General features: G+C 61.9%; 16 protein-coding genes. 6 read left to right on the forward strand and 10 right to left on the reverse strand.

Annotation, left to right across the window (positions count from 1 at the left end; translation table 11 throughout):
- Positions 1-135: 135 nt before the first annotated feature.
- On the reverse strand, positions 136-1332 hold the full coding sequence (locus G5S42_RS23875; protein WP_176109030.1) for a phytanoyl-CoA dioxygenase family protein: 1197 nt from the start codon (positions 1330-1332) through the stop codon (positions 136-138).
- A gap of 75 nt (positions 1333-1407) precedes the next feature.
- Positions 1408-2310, reverse strand: coding sequence for a class I SAM-dependent methyltransferase (locus G5S42_RS23880; RefSeq protein ID WP_176109031.1), 903 nt, complete (start codon positions 2308-2310; stop codon positions 1408-1410).
- A gap of 327 nt (positions 2311-2637) precedes the next feature.
- Here G5S42_RS23880 and G5S42_RS23885 point away from each other — a divergent pair, with 327 nt between their 5' ends.
- From G5S42_RS23885 to G5S42_RS23910, 6 genes are read left to right on the forward strand one after another with little or no spacing between them, the layout of a single operon-like run.
- A complete protein-coding gene (locus tag G5S42_RS23885; RefSeq protein ID WP_176109032.1) occupies positions 2638-5439 on the forward strand; it encodes a monovalent cation/H+ antiporter subunit A in 2802 nt (933 codons plus the stop codon).
- The gene (locus tag G5S42_RS23890) at positions 5439-5771 is read left to right on the forward strand and encodes a Na+/H+ antiporter subunit C (protein ID WP_176109033.1); all 333 of its coding nucleotides are present in this window, start codon (positions 5439-5441) and stop codon (positions 5769-5771) included. Before G5S42_RS23885 ends, G5S42_RS23890 begins: the two co-directional genes overlap by 1 nt.
- Positions 5768-7561 (forward strand): monovalent cation/H+ antiporter subunit D, encoded by a 1794-nt coding sequence (locus tag G5S42_RS23895; RefSeq protein WP_176109034.1) that lies wholly within the window; start codon positions 5768-5770, stop codon positions 7559-7561. Before G5S42_RS23890 ends, G5S42_RS23895 begins: the two co-directional genes overlap by 4 nt.
- 2 nt (positions 7562-7563) lie before the next feature.
- A complete protein-coding gene (locus G5S42_RS23900; protein ID WP_176109035.1) occupies positions 7564-8058 on the forward strand; it encodes a Na+/H+ antiporter subunit E in 495 nt (164 codons plus the stop codon).
- A complete protein-coding gene (locus G5S42_RS23905; protein WP_008922284.1) occupies positions 8052-8327 on the forward strand; it encodes a K+/H+ antiporter subunit F in 276 nt (91 codons plus the stop codon). Before G5S42_RS23900 ends, G5S42_RS23905 begins: the two co-directional genes overlap by 7 nt.
- A 14-nt stretch (positions 8328-8341) precedes the next feature.
- A complete protein-coding gene (locus G5S42_RS23910) occupies positions 8342-8755 on the forward strand; it encodes a Na+/H+ antiporter subunit G (protein WP_376776886.1) in 414 nt (137 codons plus the stop codon).
- A gap of 40 nt (positions 8756-8795) precedes the next feature.
- Here G5S42_RS23910 and G5S42_RS23915 read toward each other — a convergent pair whose 3' ends face one another.
- From G5S42_RS23915 to G5S42_RS23950, 8 genes are all read right to left on the reverse strand, one after another.
- Entirely contained in the window at positions 8796-9869 is a 1074-nt protein-coding gene (locus G5S42_RS23915; RefSeq protein WP_176109036.1) for a phytanoyl-CoA dioxygenase family protein, read from the reverse strand.
- Positions 9870-10003: 134 nt separating this feature from the next.
- Positions 10004-11038: a GlxA family transcriptional regulator gene (locus G5S42_RS23920; RefSeq protein WP_176109037.1), complete on the reverse strand. Its 1035-nt coding sequence runs from the start codon at positions 11036-11038 to the stop codon at positions 10004-10006.
- Between the two features lie 85 nt (positions 11039-11123).
- Positions 11124-12125, reverse strand: coding sequence for a LysR substrate-binding domain-containing protein (locus tag G5S42_RS23925; protein ID WP_176110615.1), 1002 nt, complete (start codon positions 12123-12125; stop codon positions 11124-11126).
- A 371-nt stretch (positions 12126-12496) separates the two neighbouring features.
- Entirely contained in the window at positions 12497-13990 is a 1494-nt protein-coding gene (locus tag G5S42_RS23930) for an aldehyde dehydrogenase (protein ID WP_176109038.1), read from the reverse strand.
- A 17-nt stretch (positions 13991-14007) separates the two neighbouring features.
- Positions 14008-15339: an NAD(P)/FAD-dependent oxidoreductase gene (locus G5S42_RS23935; protein WP_176109039.1), complete on the reverse strand. Its 1332-nt coding sequence runs from the start codon at positions 15337-15339 to the stop codon at positions 14008-14010.
- Between the two features lie 5 nt (positions 15340-15344).
- Complete coding sequence (locus tag G5S42_RS23940) at positions 15345-16232, reverse strand: dihydrodipicolinate synthase family protein (protein WP_176109040.1); 888 nt, start codon at positions 16230-16232, stop codon at positions 15345-15347.
- A gap of 74 nt (positions 16233-16306) precedes the next feature.
- Positions 16307-17602 (reverse strand): serine hydroxymethyltransferase, encoded by a 1296-nt coding sequence (gene glyA / locus G5S42_RS23945; RefSeq protein ID WP_176109041.1) that lies wholly within the window; start codon positions 17600-17602, stop codon positions 16307-16309.
- 122 nt (positions 17603-17724) lie between these two features.
- Entirely contained in the window at positions 17725-18606 is an 882-nt protein-coding gene (locus tag G5S42_RS23950) for a glycine betaine ABC transporter substrate-binding protein (RefSeq protein WP_176109042.1), read from the reverse strand.
- Positions 18607-18666 lie beyond the last annotated feature (60 nt).

Consider the following 18666-nt stretch of genomic DNA (forward strand, 5'->3'; position numbering starts at 1 on the left):
GCAAGATCGGGGGGCGTGCAGAAAGGCGGCGGGCACTGGCGGCGGCGTGGTGGGAGGCGATGGGGCGGCCCGCGCCGGGGCCGGCACGCTCGAACGAAGCAGGCCGCCCTCGCCTGCTTCGGCGCCACGCATGACTCAGGGGTGCAGGGGCCGGCCTTCCGCGCGGCCGAACTCGACGAAGTGATCGACGGGGTCGACGCCTGCCGCGGCGACGTCGGGATTCGCTTCGAGGTAAAGCTTCGGATCGAAACCCTCGGGCAGTTGGGCAAGCCGCGCCTTGCGCTGAAACGATTCGGCGCTGCTCAACGGACGCCCTTCGAATCGACCGTAGTAGATGTAATGCTGCAACGCATTGCCGCCGCTCGCCGCGACGTCCGGATTGGCGTCGAGATACGCCTCGCCGTCGAAGTCGACGATTGGCGTCAGGCTCGACGGCATGCCGGTCAGGTCGTGATAGCACAGACAGCCGTCCGCGAAGAAATGGCAAACCAGCGCCTTGCGGCTCACGTGCTCCGGATCGCGCATCTTGCTGCCTCCGTGCAGCAGGTTCGCATGCCACAACAGCACATCGCCCTTCTTCGGATAGAAGTACTTCGGGCCCGCCGAATGGTCAGCGATGAGCTTCTGAATCGCGGGTTCGTAGATGTCGTGATAAGCGGAATAACCGCAACCGAACGGCATGCCCAATTCGGTCGACATCAGATACGGCAGCTTGTGCGTGCCGGGGTGATAAACGAGCGGTCCCGAATCCGGATGAATATCCTCGAAGGCGATCCAGTTCGCGACCAGATACCCGTTCGGATAGGTCGACATGTGAATCGAATCGGAATGCTCGAGTTGCTCGCTGCTCTTGTGACCGCCGATCGTCTGGAACGGCGCCGATTTCGCGCCCAGCAGCAAGCCCACGATCTCGTTCATGCGCGCATCGAACAGCATGTCGCGAATCGCGGGCACGCTGAAATGCGGATTCAGCGTGCGCCCCGGCAGCGTATCGCCTTCGAAAAGCGGCTCGTGCGGCGGCCGCAGCGTGCCGTCGGCGATCGCGTCTTCGTAGGCTTGCCACGTCGCATCGAGCTGTTCGTGCCCGAAGAAGCCTTCAATGATCAGATAGCCGTCGCTGACCCATTTCCGGCACCATTCGGCTTCCTGCTCGCTGATTACACCTTGGGACAACAACTCGGCGACCCGCTCCAGCGCATCCGGTCGATCGAGCCAGGGAACCGGGCCTGCTGCGGGAAATTTTTCGAATTTGAAGACCTGGGTCTGAGTGTCGATCGGAACGTCCGCGACGACGGGCTTATCGAAAAAACGCTGAGTCTCGAGAGTATTCATGTTGTATCGGGAAACTTTCCGGGTTAGCGTTTCAGGGTACCTGGCTTGAACAGGACGCTGGCGGTGCGGTGTCGGTCACCCGAACGAGCGCCCTTCCGTACGGCCATAACGGATGTAGTGTTCCGCGCCAGAGCTGATGTGCTTTTGCGCAACGGCTTCTGCTACGTCGGGGTTGCGCTGAAGATATTGCGCCTCGTCGAAATGCGGAATGTGAGCGGCATAAAGCAGAATCGACGGGCCGGCCGGATGTCGATCGCGATCGTCCATGCCGACGACCACGGTCATACCCAGCGCGTCGAGGACCGCCATCAGGCTTTCGCGGGTCATCCAGTTGACTTGCGGAGCACTCCCGCCGATGAATTTTGCGTTGTTGATGCTGTCGAGATAACTGTGTCGGTGCAGATGGACTTCGCGTCCGCGAAACTCCGAGATGGTCGGCGTCGGATCGAAGTGCGTCCGCAAGTTCGTATTCGTGCGCACGACTTCGGCGTCGTAATAGTGCGTCCAGATGCAGATCGAGTCCGACGCATACGCCATATCTTCCAGTAGTGATACCGGATCGGTCATGTGATAGAGCACGCCGCTCGCAAGAATCAGATCGAATCGCTGATCGCGCTTTTTCAGCAATTCTCTGAAATCGCCATACATGAATTCGGCATTGAACTTCAATGCATTCTGCACGAGCAGGCATTTCAGAAAGGACTTCGAATTCGCCTCGATTGCAAGGACACGTGAAGCGCCGGCTTTGGCCATCATGAACGTATGGCCGCCTTCCATCGGGCCGAGTTCGAGCACGCTTTTTCCGGAAAAGCCGCCGCACATCGTCTCGAACCAGTGAAGACGCCCATCGTCGAAATGGGGCGCCATACCTAAACCATAGCCCGGCACATCGGACACCCACGTGCCATCGAAAAGATTGAAAGCCAAAGTGTGGCCCGGCTCTTCCGTTGCATATAGATCCAGTTCAGTTCCTTTCAATTTGGCGCCTCGATCGGTCGTCAAGTTTGCCGATTATGGCACGCTCAGGCGATAAATCACGCAAACCTTGCATTCGCGCGCCGCACGTCACGCAAGCGGGTGTCAAATCGAACGCGCGTCCGCATTAATGGACATGATTTGACATCGGTCGGGATCGCCGCGCGCGCTTCGCACTGCGTATATTTATGCTTCATGGATCGATGTGAACTGCCGGTCTGTTTGCGGCTATGATTGTGCCCCGTGGGCAGCCGTCCGGCAGGCGGCACTCCGGCCCACTCCCACCGGCCAGCGACACCGCCTGACACTCGAACTCCCGGAGGGCATCGAATGGTATTGGCGTGGCTCGTCCTACTTCCATTCATGGCCGCGGCGCTCATCGCGCTCACGAGGCGGCGCGCCGCCGCGCTCAGCACCTGGATCGCGTTCGCGACGGCGCTGTTCGGCTGCGCTCTGCTGCTCACCGAACGCGTGGGCATGGCCGACCGCGACGTGCTGCAATGGCGCCATCAGTGGGTGCCCGACATCGGCCTCGCGCTGTCGCTGCGTCTCGACGGCCTGTCGTTCATGTTCGCGTTGCTCGTACTTGCGATCGGCCTGCTGATCTTCATTTACGCCAGCTACTACCTCGCCGGCAGCGATACGTTGCCGCGTCTGTACCTGCAGCTTCTACTCTTCATGGGCGCGATGCTCGGCATCGTGCTGTCGAACAACCTGCTGCTGCTCGTCATCTTCTGGGAACTGACGAGCCTCGTGTCGTTCCTGCTGATCGGCTTCTGGCCATCGCGGCCCGACGCGAGGCGCGGCGCGCGCATGGCGCTCACCATCACCGGCGCGGGCGGACTCGCGCTGCTTGCGGCGGTGCTGCTGCTCGGCCACGTATGCGGCAGCTATGAGCTGAACGACGTGCTCCCCCAGCTTGCCAAGGTCCAGCACGATCCGCGCTATCCGGCGATTCTGCTGCTCACGCTATTCGCGGCGTTCACGAAGTCCGCGCAGTTTCCTTTCCACTTCTGGCTGCCGCACGCGATGTCGGCGCCCACGCCCGTGTCGGCCTATCTGCATTCGGCGACGATGGTGAAGGCCGGCGTGTTCCTGCTCGCGCGTCTCTATCCGGTCTTCGAAGGCACCCACCTGTGGGCGTACACGGCGACGGTGGCCGGACTCGTCACGCTCGTCGGCGGCGCGGGGATGGCGTTGATCCAGCGCGATCTGAAGGGCCTGCTCGCCTATTCGACCATCAGCCATCTCGGCCTGATCGTGCTGCTGTTCGGTCTCGACACTCAACTGTCGACGGTCGCCGCGCTTTTTCACACGGTCAACCACGCGGTGTTCAAGGCGTCGCTCTTCATGGCGGCGGGCATCGTCGATCACGAAACGGGCACGCGCGATCTGGGCCGTCTGCGCGGCCTGCGCAGGTACATGCCGCATACGGCCTTGCTCGCGAGCGTGGCGTCGCTGTCGATGGCCGGCGTGCCGCTGCTCAACGGCTTTCTGTCGAAGGAAATGTTCTTCGGCGAAACGCTCGCGCAAAGCATGTTCGGGCCGCTGAACCTCGCCGTGCCGGTCATCGCGATCGCGGCGGCGGCGCTGTCCGTGGCGTACTCGCTGCGTTTCGTCTGGGGCGTGTTCTTCGACGGCGAGACGCCGCGCGACCTGCCGCACTATCCGCCGCACGAGGCGCCGCGCTTCATGAGGCTGCCGGTCGAGATTCTGGTGGCGCTGTGCCTGCTGATCGGCCTGTTCCCGCAGCAAAGCATCGGCAGGCTGCTCGAGTCGGCCGCGTGGATCACGCTCGGCGGAAAGCTGCCCGACTACAGCCTGAGCCTGTGGCACGGCGTCAACACACCACTCGTGATGAGCGTGGTGTCGTTCGCGGCGGGCGCGACGCTCTTTTTCCTGCGCCGCTATACGTTCCGCCACCGTCGCACGGCGCTCACCGAGTTGAACGCGAGCGAGATCTTCGACCGCTTCGTGCAGCGTCTCGAACAGAGCGCCGGCGTGATCGTGCGCGTGTTCGAGACGCGTTCGCTGCCGGCCTACCTCGCATGGCTGATCGCGGCGATGCTGATCGTGCCGGGCGTGCCGCTCGTCGCCCTCGACACGTGGAGCGGCAACTACACGCGCCTGCCAGCCGATCCGTTCACGCTTGCCGGCCTCGTGCTGATGGCGTTGCTCGCCGTCGGCGTAGTGCTGGTGCGTGCGCGCACGCTTTACGCACTCGTGATGCTGAGCACCTGCGGTCTGCTCGTGTCGCTTGCCTTCGTGCGCTTCTCCGCGCCCGATCTCGCGCTCACGCAGATCTCCGTCGAAGTGGTCACGATCCTGCTGCTCGTGCTGGCCGTCTATTTCCTGCCCGCGCTGCAACGCGCCGTCGAGCCGATCCCGGTCCGGCTGCGCAACGGCGTGCTGGCGCTCGCGGGCGGCGCATTGCTCGGCGCCGTGTCGTACAGGATCATGACGAGCGCGCCGCTGGCTGGCATCGCACCGTACTTCCTCGCCAACGCGCTGCCCGGCAGCGGCGGCCACAACGTCGTCAACGTGATCCTCGTGGATTTCCGCGGCTTCGATACGATGGTCGAAATCAGTGTGCTCGTGGTCGCAGGGCTCGCCGTCAAGGCGCTGCTGCGCGGGCTGCGCCTGAAGTCGCCCGAGGCGGGGCCGGACGGCCGGCCGTGGTCGTCGCAATCGCATCCGCTGATGCTGGCGATCCTCGCTCGACTGATGCTGCCGCTTACCGTGCTCGTCGCCGTGTTCGTGTTCCTGCGCGGCCACAACCTGCCAGGCGGCGGCTTCATCGCGTCGCTGATCGTCTCGATCGCGCTATTGCTGCAGTACGTCGCGAGCGGGGTGCTGTGGACGGAGTCGCGCATCCACCTGAACTACCGCGCGCTCGCGGGCCTCGGCATTCTGATCGCCGCGGCCACCGGGCTCGGCAGCCTCGCGTTCGGGCAGCCGTTTTTGACCAGCGCGTTCGGGCATCTGCACGTGCCGCTGATCGGCGAAATCGAACTGTCCACGGCGATGCTGTTCGATCTCGGCGTGATGGGCGCGGTGGTCGGCACGACGCTCACGATCGTTTCGCACCTCGGCGTGCGCGACAAGGACATGCAGTCCGTGGAGAAAAGCTGATGGAAGCCGCTTTTGCCGTCGCGATCGGCGTGCTTTCCGCGTGCGGCATCTACCTGCTGCTGTGTGCGCGCGTGTTGCCGGTGATTCTCGGCATCACGCTGTTCTCCTATGCGATCAACCTGTTCCTGCTCGGCATGGGCCGGCTCGCGATCGGCAAACCAGCGGTCATCACGGCGGGGGCGCAATACGTCGATCCGGTGCCGCAGGCGCTCGTGCTGACGGCCATCGTGATCGGCTTCGCGATGACGGCCTTCACCGTGGTGCTCGCGTTGCGCTCGTTCGCGAGCACGGGCAACGATCACGTCGATGGCGAGGAGACGCGCGGCGAATGAACCACGTCCTCCTGCTCCCGATCCTGATTCCGCTGTTTTCCGCTGGCGTGATCGTCGCGCTGCCGCTGCGCGTTCAGCGCCTGCAGCGTGCGCTGAACGCGCTCGCCATCATCTCGCTGCTGCCCGTCGCGTGCCTGCTGATGGCGCGCGCCGCGCAAGGCGAGATCGCCAGCTACGCGCTCGGCGCATGGCCCGCACCGTTCGGCATCGTGCTGGAACTCGACCGGCTCGGCGCGCTGATGCTGGTGCTAACCGCCGTGCTCGCGGTCTGCTGCCTGCTCGGCACATCGAGCGAGGACGCGAGGCGCGGCCGCTATTTCCGCGCGCTGTTCCAGTTCGAGCTGATGGGTCTGAACGGTGCCTTCCTCGCGGGCGATCTCTTCAACCTGTTCGTGTTCTTCGAGCTGCTGCTGATCGCGTCGTACGCGCTGCTGCTGCATGGTGGCGGCGCGCGACGGCTGCGCAACGGACTGCACTATCTGTTGCTGAACCTGGTCGGCTCGTCGTTCTTTCTTGTCGCGATCGGCGTGCTCTACGGCGTCACGGGCACGCTGAACATGGTCGACATGGGTGAACGTCTGGCGCGGCTCGACCCCGACACGCTGCCACTCGCGCAGTTCGCGGGCGCGACGCTGATGCTGGTGTTCGGCCTGAAGGCCGCCGTGTTTCCGATGTCGTTCTGGTTGCCGCAGGCCTACCGCAGCGCCATCGGCCCGGTGGCCGCGCTGTTCGCGATCATGACCAAGGTCGGCATCTACGCGATGCTGCGCTGCGACGCGCTCGTATTCGGCGCAGCGGGCGGCGTGCTCGATGCGTTCATGCATCAGTGGGTATGGTGGCTCGCGATCGCGACGATCGGGTTCGGCGCGCTGGGTGCGCTGGCGGTGTCGAGTCTCAAGACCACGACGGGCTATCTCGTGCTGGTTTCGGTGGGGCTGCTGATCGCGGCGATCGCGCAACAGACGCCGCTTGCATGGAGCGCGCTGCTCTACTACCTGATCAGCACGACGCTCTGCACAGGCGCGCTGTTCCTGCTCGCCGACACGCTCGAACCCGAGCAGGCTTCGACAGCGCACGCCATCCAGCCAGCCGTTTCCGCAGATGCCGATGCCGATACCAATGCGATCGAGCCCGGCTCCCTCGAAGCGCTCGACGACGCGGCCGCGGCGGTCTTCTCGCCCGACCCCGACGGCGAGGCGGTGGCGACGCGGGCGCGCGTGCAGCCGCTGCTGGTCGAAACGGCCGGCGCGCTCGCCGCGCTAGCCGCAGAACCGGCTCGCGCCGAAGCCGAAGCTCCGCCCGACGCGGCCTCGCGCACGCGTGCACCGTGGCCGTCGAACCTTGCCGCGCTGCTCTATCTGATCGCCGCGGTGGGTGCCGCTGGCTTGCCGCCGCTGTCGGGTTTCCTCGGCAAGGCGATGGTGCTGGCCGCGACGCCGACCGGCGCGGCAGGCGTGCTGTGGCCGGCCGTACTGTTGTCGAGCCTGCTGTCGATCGTCGCGCTGAGCCGCACGGGCACACGCCTGTTGTGGGCCGCGCCGGCCGCGCGCGCCGCCGCGGGCGAAGAGGAGCGCGCGCCGCGCGGCAGCAATGCGAAGCTCGCCGCTTGCGCGGTCCTGCTCGGCTGCGTCGCGGCCATCACGCTCGGCGCGGGCGCGGTGCGGCACTATCTCACCGATACCGCCGCGCAGCTATTCGATCGCGCAGCCTATGTGCACGCGATCCTGCCCGCGCCGCGACCTTCGCCACCGGCGGCCGCCGCGACCGCGGCCGACGCTCAGGGGAACTGACGATGCTGAAAAGGCTCTTCCCCCACCCGTGGCTCACCGTGTTGCTGATCATCTGCTGGGTGCTGCTGATGAACGACGTCTCGCCGGGCAATCTGCTGCTCGGCGCCGTGCTCGGCTGCGTGATCTCCTTTCGCGTCGCCGAAGGCTTGTGGCTGCGGCCGATGCACTTCGGCCGGCCGCGGCTGCTCGTGCGTCTCGCCTGGCATGTGTTGGTCGACATCATCGTGGCCAACGTCGAGGTCGCACTGCTCGTGCTCGGCCCGACCAGCCGGCTGCGCCCGGCGTTCATCGAAGTGCCGCTCGACAGCACCCACGAAATCGCGCTCACGGTGCTCATCAGCGTGGTCTCGCTGAGCCCCGGCACGCTGTGCGCCGAACTCAGCGACGACCGCACGCGCCTCACCGTGCACGTGCTCGACCTCGACGACGAAGCGGCGCTCATCGCGCTGATCAAGTCCCGTTATGAAGCCCCTTTGATGGAGATCTTCGCATGCTAGCCATCGTGATTCCGATCTCGCTCGCGATCCTCGGCATCGCGTTCCTGCTCACGCTGTGGCGCCTCGTGCGCGGTCCGTCGCTGCCCGATCGCATCGTCGCGCTCGACACGCTGAACATCAATGCGATCGCGTTGATCGTCGTGTACGGCATCAGCCTGCGCTCGACGGTTCTCTTCGAGGTGGCGTTGCTGATCGCGGTGATGGGTTTCGTGGGCACCGTCGCGCTCACCAAGTACCTGCAGCGCGGCGACATCATCGAACTCAACTAGCGTGAGGTATGCCGATGGAAACCTTTGTCGAAGCGATCGTTTGTTTGCTGTTGCTCGTCGGCAGTCTGTTTACGCTGATCGGGGCGGTCGGGCTCGCGCGACTGCCTGACTTCTTCATGCGGCTGCACGGTCCGACCAAGTCGACCACGCTCGGTGTGGGCGGCATCGTGCTCGCGTCGGTGGTGTATTTCAGCGCGCATAACAACTTCGCGAGCCTGCACGAGTTGCTGATTCCGGCGTTCCTGTTTCTTACCGCGCCGATCAGTGCACATATGCTGGCCAAGGCTGGGACCCAGCAGGGGTGCCGCTGTGGCGGGCGACGCGGGGGCGTCCACCTGCCACGGGGGCGAGTGCGAACCGGGGGGATACGGGGGACCTGCGTGAGAACGACGAGAGGTGAGGCTTGCCGGGCGTCGCGCTTCTCGTGACGATCCGCGCGACATCAGTTGCCAGCATGCCACGGGCAGGCTACCGCCACCGACGCCCTTCCCGACATCCGTATTCGAGGAAGTGCGCCGCGGGATCTGCATTGGCTGCCGCGACGTCGGGATTGAGTTGCAGGTACACCGCGGGATCGAAGTCCGCTGGAAGTTTCGGCCTCGCGTAAGGCTCGAACGCATCAGGCATGCTGCGTTCGATCACGGCATGCTCGACCTCGACTCCAGAATAAATATTGGGCTGTACGAAACCCGTGCTGGCATCCTTGATCTGTCGGTAGTGGGTCTGACCGAACGCCGGGTCAGATACCACAGGGGTGTAGTACACGCAGTTTTCGAAGTAATAGTGCGTGACCTGACTCCAACGGGTGCGGGTTGGATCGGATTGCTTCGAGCCGCCATGCAGCAGGTTCGAAGCCCAAATCAGTGCTTGCCCCTTCCTGGCGTGGAACGTTACCGGCGCGATTCCCGCTTTGCTGATCAACTGCTTCCAGAGGTTCAGGTATTGAGCGTAGTGGGCCGTCGGCTTGTGCTGCGTCGCCGAGCAGACGCCCATATGCTCGTTCACATAGGTCGGAAACTTGTGACTGCCCGGATAGTATTCGAGCGCGCCATTGGTGCCGTCCACGTCCTCGAGGGCGACCCATACGCCGCACATGAAGCGCTCGGGAACGCACGAAAAGTGTATGGCGTCGTTGTGGATAGCCTGCTGGGTTCCGACAGGAAAGTTCAAGGTCTGAAATGGGATGGCGCGGCGCCCGTAGAGCTGGAAAAGAAGATGAAGAATCTGGGGATTGGAGGCCAGCGATCTCACGTCCGCGTCGCTCTCCCACGCGTCCTGCACTCTCATACCGTCATTTTTATACCAGAGCTCGTCGCGCCAGTGGTCGAAATCAAACCTTCCATGAAATTTCGATTTGATTCGCTCCGCGCGAGCGTCGAACTCGGCATCTGGAAAATCGATAATCGCGAAGCCATTGTCCCGCAGCTGTCTGGCCACACGTAAAACGTTTTCAGATGCCTCCTTCTGGGCGAATAGCTCGTCGAAGAACGGTGATTCGACATCGGGGACGCCTGGCAACGGATTCACGAACGAAGTATTCATGTTGGGTATCGGCAATGTTTATGTTGCGAATGACCACCGACGCAGTCTAGCACGTTGGTTTTGCCGCACCACCCTTCCCTTGTCGTCACTATGCGCAGCGCCGCTCGCGACCGGGCCATCACGCTCGTCAATCGCTAAGCATCGGCAAACGCATGTGTTTGACTCGGCGGTCGCGCCACGCGATAAGCGTTAGGCGATTCGCCAAACTCCTTTCTGAACTCGCGGCCAAGGTGAGAAGCGTCCGAAAAGCCGCACGAGGAAGCAATGTCAGCGACCGTGCGGTCCGAACTGGTAAGCAGCCACGATGCCATTCGTATCCGAATCTGTCGTGCATACGCCTGGGGCGACTTGCCAGTCTGCACTGTAAACAGACGTTCGATCTGACGGACCGACATCTCGAGACGTCGCGCCAGTTCAGCCATGCAAAGCGGCTGCCCGATGTGCTGCTCCATCAGCAGGATTGCGCGCCTTACTTTGGGATGCGTCGCCGGTTCGAGCCCCGGTGGGTATGGCTGGGGGGCGTTTCCCTTTTGTGCATCGTCGACGAGCATGATACGCAGCGCCTTTTGTACGATCGTCGCCTCAAAATGTCGCAGCAAAATAGCTGCGGCAACGTCGATGGAAGCGCGCCCGCCCGAGCACGTAATGCGACGTCGGTCGATGACGAAGAGCCGGTCGGCAACGAGATTGCGCTCGTCCACGCCAGGAAAACGCTCGACGAAGTCCCAATAGTGAAACCAGCTCACACACATCCGATATCCGTCCATGACCTCGGCGCGCATCAACGCAAACACCCCGGTGCAGATTCCGACCAGCGTCGCTGATGTTGCCGCTGCATCATGAATGAACTGAATCGTGGCTTTGCTTGCGGGCGGTCCCGAGTGCAACAATCCACCGACGACCACGACGTAATCGAAGGACCCCGCCTCATCGAAAGTCGTCCACGGCGTTACCTGAATTCCGCAGCTTGCTCTGACTGGAACCAGCGACTCCCCGACGATGGTCCACGAACAGCGAACGTGTCTGCTCATGTCGCTTTCATCGCTTGCCAACCTGAGCACATCCACGAACCCGGAAAATGCGGTTAACGTGAAGTTGGGCAGCAGCACGATTCCAAAGCGAAGTGGCCGCGTGGCACTGGCTTTGGGGCTGATTGGATCGTTAAACATGAACTGCCTGCATTAATGCTTGCTGAGTTGGCCGCGATCATCATGCAATGACGTTCGCACGTTCCGCGACCGAGATCCGCACGCCTTATTTCGTCGTTTCGGCCTCGACACCTCGCCATTCGCGCATCATTGCGCCCACTTCCTCCCCGAGCCATGCGCGGAACTGAAGGTATTCCGGACGAAGTTTTGCGTTCTTGTGCGTGATCAAGTAATGATGCCGGTCGTGAAATTCGAGCGCGTTTTGTACCGGACGAACCAGTATCCCTTGCTCGACCTGGCGGTGAACGAGGTGATGCCAGCCAAGCAGGGTGCCCTCGCCAGCTTCAGCTTGCGATACCAAAAGTCGATAATCGTTGCTTTCCAGGCGTTCGTTCTCGACCAGTTTGTCCGGACCATCACCTTCCTGAAACCAGTTTCGCCACACGGACCAGTCGACGTGTTCGCAAATCTGGGCTCGCCCCAACAACGAAAGATTGAGCGTGGCGTGCGACAGAAGGTCCAGCGGTTTAACGTACCTGCCTTGAAAATGACGCTCGTAAAACGACTGGCTGCAGACCGGATACACGACATCATGAAAGAGCGGCTCGGTTTCGTATTCCGGTTCGCGTGGCGGATTCTTGGTGATGATGATGTCCGGTTCCATCAGATCATCGAGTTCCATGAAGTGCTCCGTCACCATCACGTGCAACCGGATGTCCGGAAAGCGCTTGCGGAACGAGGGCAGCCTGAACGACAGCCATAGCGCCGAGAAAGTGTGCGAAACGCACAGCGTCAGCGCATGTTTGTCGGTCCGGCGTACCGCCTGTGCCGCCTCGGCGATGTTCATGATGGACAGATAGGACGCGTTGTACAGAATGCGCCCCGCGTCGGTGAGCGCGATGTGCCTTCCCGTGCGCTCGAACAGCGCAACTTCGAGCGAGTCTTCGAGTTCCTTGATTTGTCTGCTGATTGCCGCCTGCGTAACACACAGCACCTCGGCTGCCTGTGTGAAGCTTTCGTATCGAGCGGCCGTGACGAAGCATTTGAGCGCCCGTAAAGACGGCATCTGAGTGAGCAATCGGTCGGCAAACACCTGTTTCTTTTGCATGGCTATCACCCTGTGAAACGGAAGCGCCCGTGCGGCCGGAAGATAGCGCCGCAAACGCCGCGCACTGCCCCTGACAGTGCGTCGAACCCACGTCCGAGCCAAAGCGCTCTCGCGCAGAAATGGTTTGTGAGTCTTCGGGTTAGCTGACCAGGACAGGCAGCCAATGTCAGCCGCCCCATCTGTCTATATTACGCTTCGCGGCTGCCTGCTATGCGTGCCCCTGGATTCGCCTCAGCGCCCCATCAAGTGCGTCCTTGTACAGGTCGCATGCCCCTCGACGGCTGAGTTCGCTGTGCATCTGCTCATTGATGCCGCCCGGTGTCATGCTTTGCGCGACCATCGCTGAGAACGGTTGTTTCGTCTGGACGGATTCAATCCAGCTTCAGCCAGGTGGTCTTCAGCTCGCAATACTGGTCGTGCGCATAAACGGACTTGTCACGACCGCCGAAGCCGGATTGCTTGAAGCCGCCGAATGGCGTCGACAGGTCGCCTTCGCCGAAGCAGTTCACCGTCACCGTGCCCGCGCGGATACGAGCGGCAATCTTGTGCGCGTGATTGACGTTGTCGGTCCACAGCGATGCGGCCAGTCCGTAGCACGTATCGTTGGCAATCCGCACCGCTTCGTCGACATCAGCGTACTCGATAAAGCAGACGACAGGACCAAAGACCTCTTCACGTGCGATGCTCATCTCCGGCGTGACGTTATCGAAGATGGTCGGCTCGACAAACCATCCGCCCGTGCCAGTGCGAGTGGCCTTGCCGCCACAAACCAGGCGCGCCCCTTCCGACTTCGCCTTCTCGATGTGCGCGAGCACTTTTTCATAGTGCTTTTCTTCAATCAGAGAGCCGAGCTTCACCTCGGGGTCGAGCGGGTCGCCCGTCTTCCATCCTTCGAGAACGGCCTGTACCTTTTCGAGCAACTGCGCCTTGGTGGCAGACGGAACGAGAATCCGCGAGCCCGCGCTGCAGTTCTCGCCCATGTTCCAGAACGCGGCGGCCACCGCCTGCTCAGCAACAGCATCGAGATTCGCGACGTCGGGAAGCACCACTTGCGGGTTCTTGCCACCGCATTCCAGCACGACCCGCTTAAGGTTGGTGTCGGCGGAATAGTGAAGGAATCGCTTTCCCGTTTCCGTCGAGCCGGTAAACGCAACGAGGTCGACGTCGGCATGTCGGCCCAATGCCTCGCCTGCGCTTTCGCCGAAGCCGGTAACGACGCTAAACACACCCGCGGGCACGCCGGCTTGCAACGCCAGGTCCGCGATGCGCAACGTGGATAGAGACGTCTGCTCCGCGGGTTTCACGATGACGCTGTTGCCGACCGAAAGCGCCGGACCAATTTTCCACGCGAGCATCAGCGCCGGGAAATTCCACGGCAACACTGCGCCCACGACACCAATCGGTTCACGGGTAATCATGCTCACGACGCTCGCGCCCGACGGCGACAGCGCGTCGTATCGCTTGTCGGTGACTTCCGCGTGCCAGCGGATGCATGCCGCCGACTCCGGAATGTCCAGTCCCATGCACTCGCCGATTGGCTTGCCGGCCTCGAGCGCCTCCAGAAGCGCCAGCTCTTCGGCGTTTTCCTCAATCAGTTGCGCGAGACGCAGAAGCACTGCTTTTCGCTCTGCGGGTGCTGCCTTTGACCACACTCCGGACTCGAACGCATCCCTCGCCGCGACGACTGCCCGGTCGATATCTTTCGATTCGCACTTCGCAATCCCGGCCAGTACTTTTCCCGTCGATGGATTCAGGGTCTGGAATGTCTCGTTCGATGCCGCCGGACATCGTTGCCCGCCGATAAACGCTCGTCCGTCCAGCGACAAGTTCTCTGCCCTTTGCTTCCATTCCTGATAGGTCGTCATGTCCTGTCCTCACAGATTTAAAGCTCGGCTCCCGCCGAAAATTCCTTCATCCAGATAGCCGCGGTGACAGCGACGTCGGCAATGGGACGAACCGGCAGCGAGCGCGGATGCGGTTGATTCAATAGCTGGTGAACGAGGTCGTTGTCGTGACCGAGTGCGTATTCGGCGATCAGCTTCCCTGACGCGGAGCCCCTGCTCAGACCCAGACCATTGCACCCGACGGCTTCGAAAACACCATCGCCACGGCACCCAAAAAGTGCCCCGTTGTTGACCGACAGACACAGCGGGCCGCCCCAGGTGTACTCGAGCTCAACGTCCTTCAGCATCGGAAAGCGCCGCTCGAACGAGCGTTGATGCAGGTTCTTCGCCTTCGCGAGATCAGCTTCCGACAACTCGAGGCCGGGCCGGAACGCGAAATGATTGCGAACGCAGATGCGGTCGGTAATCAGACGCCGTACAGTCGAACCCATCGGGTCGGCCGGAATCAGTGCCCATGAGCGCGTGCCGCCCAGTTGCCGCACTTCGTCCGGCGTCATCACACGGGTCATCGACGCAAACGTGTATACGGGCAACAGACCGTTCGGATGCCCGCCGAATGTCGCCGCGTAGGCATTGGTGCAACGAATCACGCGCTTCGCCACGATTTTCCCTGCGGCAAAGCTCAAGACTTTGTTCGCCCCCTGGTCCTCGATTCCCTTCACCGCGCTGAGCTCGAAAACCTTCACATTTGCCGGCAGAGTCGCGGCAAGGCCACGCATCAGGGCTGCCGGCTGGACCGTGCTGCATCCTGGCGTGAAGAGCGCTCCGTGGTAAAACCCGGTGCCAGTCACCTTCGCGATGGCGGCTTCATCCAGCCATTCAAAGTCTTCCTCGATGCGAGCGAGTCCGTCGGCGAAGTGAGTCAGTGCCGCGTGACCCTTCCTGTTCACCGAAGCATGGAATTTGCCGTCATCTCGCCAGTCGCAGTCGATGCCGTGTTGCTTCACCACCGACCGTACGTAGTCGATACCGTGGCGTTGCAGTCGAATATCCGCCTTGTCCGCCTCAACGCTTCGCGAATAGCTTTCGCTGCTGATGTCATGCGGCAAATCGACGAAGAACCCGGAATTGCGTCCGGCTGTGGTGCGCCCAATACGGTCGGCCTCGACGAGTGCTATCGAGGCGGCGGGCGCCAATTCAGCCAGCCGCCGGGCAGCGCATAGCCCCGTGATTCCACCGCCGATAATCACCCAGTCGAATCGCCGTTCAGACGAGACGGTATCGGCGGGGCGAGGCGGCGGCAGACTTTCCCACCACCCGTTCACCCCATCCGGAGCCGGGAAGCGCGCGAATTCCAGGTTCGAGGCCATGAACGTTACTGCGCGTCGCGCAACAGGGGTTGAACCAGCCTGGAGAACGCGCTGCGCTCGTCTTCCGATAACGTGCCGAGCGGCGCCCGGGCGACACCAACAGGCGTACCTGCCAGCTCACATCCGTATCGAACGTATTGAATAAACTTCCCGCTGCGTTCCAGCAGTTCGAGCACAGGCAGCAGTTGGGCCATCAGCTTGCGGCCGGATTCGAAGTCATTGCGCTTTACGCACGCGTCGAACAGCGCGGTGTGAGCTTCCGGCAGGAAGTTGGACGCGCCTCCGACCCAGCTCTTTACGCCCCAAACGAAGAACTCGAGCGCCTGGTCGTCCATGCCGCAGCTCAGCACCAGCCGGTCGCGGAAGTGCGTGGCAAGGTGATGCAAATGCGAAATATCGCCGGTGCTCTCCTTCATCGCGACGAAGTTCGGGCGTTCGAGCAGCTTTTCCAGCACGGCATCGCCAATATCCGTTCCCGTGCGGGCCGGGAAGTTATAAAGCATGATCGGCATGTCGAGACTATCGTCCACCTTCAGCATGTGGGTCAGCAGTTCTTCCTGCGTCGGCTGGGCGTAGTACGGCGCGGCAAGCAGCAATGCAGGCAGACCTGCGCGCTTCGCTTCCTGCCCGAGGCGAATGACTTCATTCGTCGTAGTCGCGTTGATGCCGGCCGTCAGATACGTTTTGCCGCCTGCTGCTTCGGCTACGGTGTTGAACGTCCGGACACGCTCGTCGAAACTGAGCGCGTAGTATTCGCCCGTGGTCCCGCCGACTCCCAGACCCGCGACACGCCCCGCCAGCTTGGCCGCATGCTTGCCGAGCAATTCGTAATTGATTTCGCCGTCCGCCTTGAACGGCGTAACCAGCGGTGTATGTACTCCCTCGAAGCTCATCTTGGTTCTCTCTTCAAATAAGGAATGGCAACGTTTTCCGACGACTTGTCGAAGTCATTTCGCTCTCTTGTGGGTTAAACGAGCGCGTCTGCGTGTGAGTAAATCGGGAACTGGTTGCAGAGGTCTCGCACGCGGCCGCGCACAGCGCGCTCGACCCGTTCGTCGCCGTCGGGCGCTTGTTCGAGTGCGGCCAAAACCTCCAGAATCATGTGTCCAACCTGCTCGAACTGCTCGGTTCCAAAACCGCGAGTGGTACCTGCAGGTGTGCCAAGCCGGATTCCCGAAGTGACGGTCGGGTTCTCCGTGTCGAATGGAATACCGTTCTTGTTGCAGGTGACGCCCGCACGCTCGAGTGCCTTTTCAGCCTGCGTACCGGTCAGGCGCTTCGAGCGCAAATCCACGAGCAGCAGGTGGTTGTCCGTTCCACCCGTCACGAGGTTCAGGCCACCCGACTTGAGAACGTTGCCAAGCGCATGTGCGTTACGCAACACCCGGTCGATATACGCCGAGAATTCCGGACGAAGCGCTTCGCCGAATGCCACCGCTTTACCCGCGATGACGTGCATTAGCGGACCACCTTGCAGGCCCGGGAATACGGCCGAATTGATTTTCTTCGCAATGTCGCCGTTGTTCGTCAGGATGAACCCGCCTCGCGGACCGCGAAGCGTCTTGTGGGTAGTCGACGTCACCACATCTGCGAAGCGAATAGGATTCTCGTGCCGGCCGGCTGCAACGATGCCCGCGATGTGCGCCATATCGACCATCAGTAGCGCGCCAACGCTATCGGCAATCTCGCGAAATGCAGCGAAATCCAAAGCGCGTGGATAGGCCGAATAGCCCGCGATAATGAGCTTAGGACGGTGCTCTTGCGCGAGCCGCCGGACCTGCTCGTAGTCGATGCGGTACGTATCCGGGCTTACGCCGTACTGGACAGCGTTGAACCATTTTCCGGAAAGCGCCGGGCGGGCTCCGTGCGTCAGGTGGCCGCCCGCATCGAGCGACATGCCCATCACGGTGTCGCCCGGCTTCACGAGCGCCAACATCACAGCGCCGTTCGCCTGCGCTCCCGAATGAGGCTGCACGTTCGCGTATTCGGCTTCGAACAGGGCTTTGACGCGGTCAATGGCGAGCGCTTCCACCCTATCCACGTGCTCGCAGCCGCCGTAATAGCGCTTCGACGGGTATCCCTCGGCATACTTGTTGGTCAGCACGGTACCCTGCGCTTCCATCACCGCAGCCGAGACGATGTTTTCGGACGCAATCAGCTCGATCTGCGTTTGCTGTCGGCGCAGCTCCAACGCAATTTCTGATGCGATAACCGGGTCGCGGCTCTGGAGGGTTTCAGCAAAAAAGCGTGAGTTCTCGTTCACGTGTTCACTCCGGATCAAATCGTTTGAAGCAAGACTTGCAAGTACGACAGTTGATGCGGGCAATGGCCGAATCGCCGCGAACGAGACGGACTCCACTCGTTCCCGGCGAAATCGCCCTTTACCTACTGCTGCAACCAGTCCTTCAGCTTGTCAGGATGTGCGTCGACGAATTTCTTCGCTGCGCTTGCATAGTCGTTCGTGGCATTGCCTTCGTACTCGATCGATTCGACGTCAGCGAGCGTCAGCTTGAAATGCTTGAAGAAGACATCTGCACGGGGATACCTGGTTGCGAACTGTTTGGACGCGAAGGCGTGAACCTGCTCCTCGCCACCCAAGGTGCCTTTCGGGTCCTTCAGATAACGCATCTGCCACTTCTGGAAAAGCCAGTGGGGACTCCACACCGTGGCAACCACCCATTGCTTCGACTGATAGGCTCGCGAAACGCCAGCGAGCATGCCGGCCTCACTCGACGACTGCAGGTTGTAGCCGTTGAGGTCGTAGCCCTTGATGGTCTTTTCGGACGCCTGCATCAGACCACCGCCCGGCTCAATGCCGTCGATCGTCCCATTCAGCCTGGCCTTGACGTCCGGCTTGTTGAGGTCGGAAATGGACGACAGTTCCGACTCGGGAACGTACGCCGGCACGGCCCAGCCGTTCTTGCCTCCCGTGTAGATGACGCCGACATCATCCATATCGTTCTTGTACCTCGCGTAATAGGCCGCGTGGGTGACCGGCAGCCATCCTCCCACCATGATGTCGAGGTCGCCACGCGCGACGCCCTGATACTGAATGCCGATATCCGCCTGCACAAACTTGACCGGCTGCTGAAGCCTGGTCTCGAGCACGTATTTGGCCACGTTCGCAACGGCCAACACGTCTGCCCAGTTTGTTACTGCCACCTTGATTGGTTCGGCCCCGACGGCTGACCCAGCGCCGACGCTCATGGCAACGACTGCCGATATCGCTACTTTCGCAATAAGCGACTTGAGCAGATGGCTTTTCATATCGCACTCCTACTTGAATAGAAAATCATTGAAGATTCAATGGACTCGGCTAAACGACGG

The sequence above is a fragment of the Paraburkholderia youngii genome (assembly GCF_013366925.1).
GTDB lineage: Bacteria > Pseudomonadota > Gammaproteobacteria > Burkholderiales > Burkholderiaceae > Paraburkholderia > Paraburkholderia youngii.

What these genes read in the sequence shown, in the direction of transcription:
- G5S42_RS23875 (WP_176109030.1), bottom strand. Translation starts at nt 1,332, where the DNA reads ATGAATACTCTCGAGACTCAGCGTTTTTTCGATAAGCCCGTCGTCGCG.
- G5S42_RS23885 (WP_176109032.1), top strand. Translation starts at nt 2,638, where the DNA reads ATGGTATTGGCGTGGCTCGTCCTACTTCCATTCATGGCCGCGGCGCTC.
- G5S42_RS23890 (WP_176109033.1), top strand. Translation starts at nt 5,439, where the DNA reads ATGGAAGCCGCTTTTGCCGTCGCGATCGGCGTGCTTTCCGCGTGCGGC.
- G5S42_RS23895 (WP_176109034.1), top strand. Translation starts at nt 5,768, where the DNA reads ATGAACCACGTCCTCCTGCTCCCGATCCTGATTCCGCTGTTTTCCGCT.
- G5S42_RS23900 (WP_176109035.1), top strand. Translation starts at nt 7,564, where the DNA reads ATGCTGAAAAGGCTCTTCCCCCACCCGTGGCTCACCGTGTTGCTGATC.
- G5S42_RS23905 (WP_008922284.1), top strand. Translation starts at nt 8,052, where the DNA reads ATGCTAGCCATCGTGATTCCGATCTCGCTCGCGATCCTCGGCATCGCG.
- G5S42_RS23910 (WP_376776886.1), top strand. Translation starts at nt 8,342, where the DNA reads ATGGAAACCTTTGTCGAAGCGATCGTTTGTTTGCTGTTGCTCGTCGGC.
- G5S42_RS23915 (WP_176109036.1), bottom strand. Translation starts at nt 9,869, where the DNA reads ATGAATACTTCGTTCGTGAATCCGTTGCCAGGCGTCCCCGATGTCGAA.
- G5S42_RS23920 (WP_176109037.1), bottom strand. Translation starts at nt 11,038, where the DNA reads ATGTTTAACGATCCAATCAGCCCCAAAGCCAGTGCCACGCGGCCACTT.
- G5S42_RS23925 (WP_176110615.1), bottom strand. Translation starts at nt 12,125, where the DNA reads ATGCAAAAGAAACAGGTGTTTGCCGACCGATTGCTCACTCAGATGCCG.
- G5S42_RS23930 (WP_176109038.1), bottom strand. Translation starts at nt 13,990, where the DNA reads ATGACGACCTATCAGGAATGGAAGCAAAGGGCAGAGAACTTGTCGCTG.
- G5S42_RS23935 (WP_176109039.1), bottom strand. Translation starts at nt 15,339, where the DNA reads ATGGCCTCGAACCTGGAATTCGCGCGCTTCCCGGCTCCGGATGGGGTG.
- G5S42_RS23940 (WP_176109040.1), bottom strand. Translation starts at nt 16,232, where the DNA reads ATGAGCTTCGAGGGAGTACATACACCGCTGGTTACGCCGTTCAAGGCG.
- G5S42_RS23950 (WP_176109042.1), bottom strand. Translation starts at nt 18,606, where the DNA reads ATGAAAAGCCATCTGCTCAAGTCGCTTATTGCGAAAGTAGCGATATCG.